Source organism: Commensalibacter oyaizuii, from assembly GCF_029953265.1.
GTDB lineage: Bacteria > Pseudomonadota > Alphaproteobacteria > Acetobacterales > Acetobacteraceae > Commensalibacter > Commensalibacter oyaizuii.
On sequence record NZ_JASBAO010000005.1, the window covers coordinates 1 to 4,731 of the forward strand.

Sequence of the window (4,731 nt, forward strand, 5' to 3'; positions counted from 1 at the left end):
GGGTGTTTTATGAACAATTTTTTGAAGCTGATAAAGCACGCAGAGCAATCGCAGAAGCAGAAAGAGGAGGAAGTCGAGAAAGTCATCGAGGAGAAGTTGAACAAGTTAGAGAGCAACTTCAACAATCGGTTAAAGCAAAGCTTCGGGAGAATAGACAGCGATTTGAAAAGCCAGGGCGAGAAAGTAAATCAAAGATTGCTCAGGCTATACAAAATACCCGCTTATTGTGTCGGGGGGATCATCTTTCTGCTGTGTCTGGTCATTCTGTATCTGAGTTACCTAGCAAACGGCACTTGGGACGATATGAGGGAATGGAAGAGGTCAGCGGAGCTATACAAGGCCAACAGTCAGAACATGGTGTTAAGCAAATGCACGATGGACGACAAGACGACCAGAATATGTATTCAAGTAGACCCACAATTCAAAGACCAAGAATGGGGAAACAATTTGAAAGTTTTAACGATAAAGGCGGATTAAATGAACCCAATTATGAGGCAATTGCAAGAGGCATTGAACGAGCTAAGCGGGACCGCCAAGAACGAGTTGCTTGCTGTTACCGAACAGCACAGGAAGAGCATGAACGCCATAGAGCAGAAGCACGCATCAGAATTGAAGCTAATCAACGAGCGATTGAGCAAGTTAGAAACCGAAAATCAGGAATTAAAGAGCTTGCTCAAAAGTTGTTTGAACGAGTTAGAATAATTGTTCAGAAAAGAATAAAACGGTATAAAGAAGTGCAAAAATATTGTAGTAGAGGAATAAATATTTAATTTTTACTCTTTAATGTAAATAAGTTAACTGTTTATATTTAAAATTTTTGATAGTTTTAGAATGATTGATATGTGTATGTGCGACGAAATAGGAGATTATAAGCAAAAATTAAAAGATCAGATTAAATGGGCTTATGGAAATATTGTATATGCACATACATGTCATCGTAAGATGGCAGAGCGTTATCAAAAACGTCATAAATTATGGCAATTGGTTCAGATAATATTATCAGTTATTGTTAGCGGGTCAATTATTTCTACGTTATTTTATGATGCTTATTATTGCAAAGTGGTTAGTTCATTATTTGCAATTTTATTGACAATAATTAACCTGTATTTAAAAAAATATACATTAGTTGAGGATGCAGAAAAACATCAGAAATCAGCTAATGAGCTTTGGAGAGTAAGAGAGGCATATATTTCTTTGCTTGTCGATTTACGTTCATTAGATACCACTGAAATAGTTACAAAAAGAAATGATCTTCAAAATTGGACTTATGAAATATATAAAAGCTCATTAAAGACAGATTATAAAAGTTATAAAGAGGCTCGTAAGGCATTAAAAAAGAAAGAAGAACAAACTTTTGATGAAAAAGAAATAGACATTATGTTACCAAATTCATTGAGAAAAAATTAAATTCTGGAGATTTGGAGTAAATGTCAATTGCTAGTATGTTTGAAGATTTTTTAACCAATTTAAGAGTTGATAATGCTGATGAAATATCACGGCGCTATGAAACAATTACTTGTTCTCTTAATAAAAGATTTAGAAATAATGATGAAAAATTTCGTAATCGTCTGCAGGTTGGGTCATACGGCAGATTTACAGCTATTAAAGGTATTTCAGATTTAGATATGCTTTATATTATGCCTGATTCAACAAGGGGTAATTATTGGTTACATGGACAATATAAGCTTTTAAGTGAAGTAAAAGAAGCTATTCAAAAAAGATATTCTTCAACTAATATAAAAGTTGATAGATTAGTTGTATGTGTGACTTTTACAAATTTTTATATTGAGGTTCAACCTGTTTTTGAACAAGAAGATGGCAGTTTTTTATACCCAGATACATATTGTGGCGGAAGTTGGAAAAAAACTGATCCCAGAAAAGAAATTCAAGCAACAAAAGAGTTTGATAACCAAATTTTTCGGCATCTTTGTAAAATGGTTAGAGCATGGAAAAATAAGTGTGGTGTAGTTATGGGGGGACTACTTATAGACACATTAGTGTATAATTTTTTACGTGATAATCGTAATTATGATGGTAAAAGCTATTCCGTTTATCATTTGTTAAGTTTAAAATTTTTTGAATTTATAGCGGGTCTAGCTGATCAAGAGTATTTTTTAGCATTAGGAAGCAATCAGAGAGTTAAAGTTACAAGTAAATTTCAAAGAGAAGCAAAAAAGGCATATGATCTTTGTCTTGATGCAATTGAATCAGATGAAGATCATATTGCTTATAAGAAATGGAGGAAAATATATGGATATTATTTTCCTGCTCCAGCCAGAAATATTGCTAATGAATCTTTATCCTTACCTTACTCTTTTGAGAATACAGAGGAATTTATTGAAAGGGATTTTTCAGTAGACATTCGTTATAGTTTAGAGCTGGATTGCATAGTTACTCAGAATGGGTATAGACCGTTTTTTTTAAGATTGTTTAAAGGTTTTTTAGCGGCAAATAAAGACCTTGAATTCAATGCCTCTAATATTGATGTTCCTTGCCCCTATATATTAAAATGGAAGGTTTTGAATATAGGTCGAGAAGCAGAAAGAAAAAATTGTATTCGAGGGCAAATTTTTGATGATAAAGGGTATAAGCAGATTAAAGAAAAAACAAGCTTCTCAGGCAATCATTTAGTAGAATGTTATGTTATAAAAGATAATGTGGTAGTAGCAAGACAAAGTATTATTGTTCCTATTGAGATAAAATAATTTTTGTTTCTGTAAATTTTTTAAGATAATTTATTGCTTGTTTTACGTTTTATCTCAGTAATAAATCTCATTCTATCCCCATTAAATAAAAAATGAGGATTTATAAAATAATCTCCCATACGTTTTGATTTTGCAAGTATTTGAGATTTCACAAGTTCGTTTAAACCTTTTCTAAATGTGACATAAGCCATATGTAGCTTTGGGTTGGCTTTAGAAAATTGTTCATGAGTATACTTGTCTAAAACAACTTCATCTTTACTGATTTTAGTTTGGACAACCCACATCAAAACCGTAAGAGCTTTTATTCCGTTTGCTGATAAGTTAAACGTTAGTCCAATGTTTTGAGTGAATAGTTTTACAAATTGCTCATCATCTACTTCACGATAGGTAATAACATTGGTTGTGCTTACTTCTCCAGTTTCCTGATTTAATAGGATATCGTTGCCCTGTCCGATAACAACCTTCTTTTTACTTGTTGTGATTGCCTTTACATCAACAAAAGGATTTGTTTCGTATCTTTTCTCTGGATTAAACGTCATATTGTAACGACCTTTTAAATATAATATAATGATACTTTTTTATATCACCTTATACTACGAAAAAGCAAGCATATGATATTAAAATATACTATATAATGATACAATTTTATATCTCGGCATACACGGATATGTATCACCTCTTGATACGGATCTGCATTTTGACTTCGCAGTTTTCCGCCATTTTTGACGTGTTCTCTTCTTATATCTTATTCTACTAGTAAAATTCATCGATTTTTAGGTAATTTTTATAAAAATGCACATGAGCCAGATTGACCGTTAAGAGTCAAAATCTGGTGATTGTGTAGTTTTTAAAAATTGAAAAAGAAAGATTGAATTTTACTTTGACAAACCGCTCAAAAATTTCAATTATAAAAACTGTATAATATCGTATAGGCAAGGATATACAAATACGTATTGCATACGATTAATTTGTAACCTTGTAAGGGGATTTCCCCTTAACCCCTTTAAAGCGAGTAAATCATGAAGAAACGAACGAAACGTGTAGAAGTGCAATTTACTGAAGCAGAATACGAACAGTTACTTGAGAGAAAAACAAAGGCACGTTTGGCGGAATGGGTAAGAGAGACTTGCTTAGGAAGTGAATTGAGTAAAAAAGCTAGACCTGTGCCTAAGGTTGACCCTGCTTTATTGGTGGCACTCTCTAAAATTGGCGGTAATCTTAATCAAATTGCACGGCATTTAAATATAGATAGGACTTTATCTGCTCAGGAAAAAGTAAGGGCTTTGCTTGAATTAGCGAGTATTGAGCAATCCTTAGGGGAGCTTGTGGGTAATGCTGATAAAGTTTTTTAAACATCCTCCTAAAAGAACTCATAGCGGTAAAGGCGGAAATCCTAGATCCTCTATGGATTATTTACTTAACAAGCCAGAGGGTGAAGTAAGGGTTTTACAGGGCAATCCTGAGTTATCTGTAGGGCTTGCTGAGGCAATGCAGAGTGCAAACCCTTATACGGTTGGGTGTTTGTCTTTTGAGGAAGCAGATATACCTGAAAAAGATAAGAAAGCCATTATGCAGAAGTTTGAAGAAAGCTTTTTGGCTGGGTTAGATGCAGAGCAATATAATATTTGTTGGATTGAGCATACGGATAAAGGGAGATTAGAACTTAACTTCTTTGTGCCGAATGTGGAACTTTCGACAGGAAAGCGGTTAAATCTCTATTATGACCGTGCGGATAGGCATTTGGCAGAGAGTTTTAAAAAGGTGATTAATTTAGAATATGGTTTAACGTCTCCAGATGACCCGCAGAAGCGTCAAACGGTTTCGATAGATAAATCCTTACCTAAAAATACAAAAGATGCTGTAGCGGCTTTAAATGGGCTTATTGAGCATGAATTTTCTCAGGGGAACATACAGAGCCGTCAAGATGTGATTGCTTGCTTTGAAAAAAACGGATTTGAGATTAGTCGGCAGGGTCAAGATTATCTGTCGATTAAAAATGAGAATGGCAGGAATGTAAGGTTAAAAG

Annotated in this window: 6 protein-coding genes; 5 read left to right on the top strand and 1 reads right to left on the bottom strand. The window is 33.8% G+C overall.

The genetic code is table 11. From position 1 onward, the window contains the following. The 3 genes from QJV27_RS11060 to QJV27_RS11070 form a co-directional block, all read left to right on the top strand. Window positions 1-770 (top strand): hypothetical protein (locus QJV27_RS11060; protein ID WP_281449068.1); only part of this gene is annotated, 770 nt, incomplete at its 5' end. Window positions 771-831: 61 nt separating this feature from the next. Continuing rightward, the gene (locus QJV27_RS11065; RefSeq protein ID WP_281449069.1) at window positions 832-1,407 is read left to right on the top strand and encodes an SLATT domain-containing protein; all 576 of its coding nucleotides are present in this window, start codon (window positions 832-834) and stop codon (window positions 1,405-1,407) included. 20 nt (window positions 1,408-1,427) lie between these two features. Then, the gene (locus QJV27_RS11070) at window positions 1,428-2,705 is read left to right on the top strand and encodes an SMODS domain-containing nucleotidyltransferase (protein WP_281449070.1); all 1,278 of its coding nucleotides are present in this window, start codon (window positions 1,428-1,430) and stop codon (window positions 2,703-2,705) included. Window positions 2,706-2,725: 20 nt separating this feature from the next. Here QJV27_RS11070 and QJV27_RS11075 read toward each other — a convergent pair whose 3' ends face one another. After that, complete coding sequence (locus tag QJV27_RS11075) at window positions 2,726-3,244, bottom strand: replication/maintenance protein RepL (RefSeq protein ID WP_281449071.1); 519 nt, start codon at window positions 3,242-3,244, stop codon at window positions 2,726-2,728. A 480-nt stretch (window positions 3,245-3,724) separates the two neighbouring features. Here QJV27_RS11075 and QJV27_RS11080 point away from each other — a divergent pair, with 480 nt between their 5' ends. Both QJV27_RS11080 and QJV27_RS11085 read left to right on the top strand, forming a co-directional pair. Next, on the top strand, window positions 3,725-4,057 hold the full coding sequence (locus QJV27_RS11080) for a plasmid mobilization protein (protein ID WP_281449072.1): 333 nt from the start codon (window positions 3,725-3,727) through the stop codon (window positions 4,055-4,057). Next, window positions 4,038-4,731: relaxase/mobilization nuclease domain-containing protein (locus QJV27_RS11085; RefSeq protein ID WP_281449073.1), on the top strand; the 694-nt coding region annotated here is incomplete at its 3' end. The genes QJV27_RS11080 and QJV27_RS11085, both read left to right, overlap by 20 nt.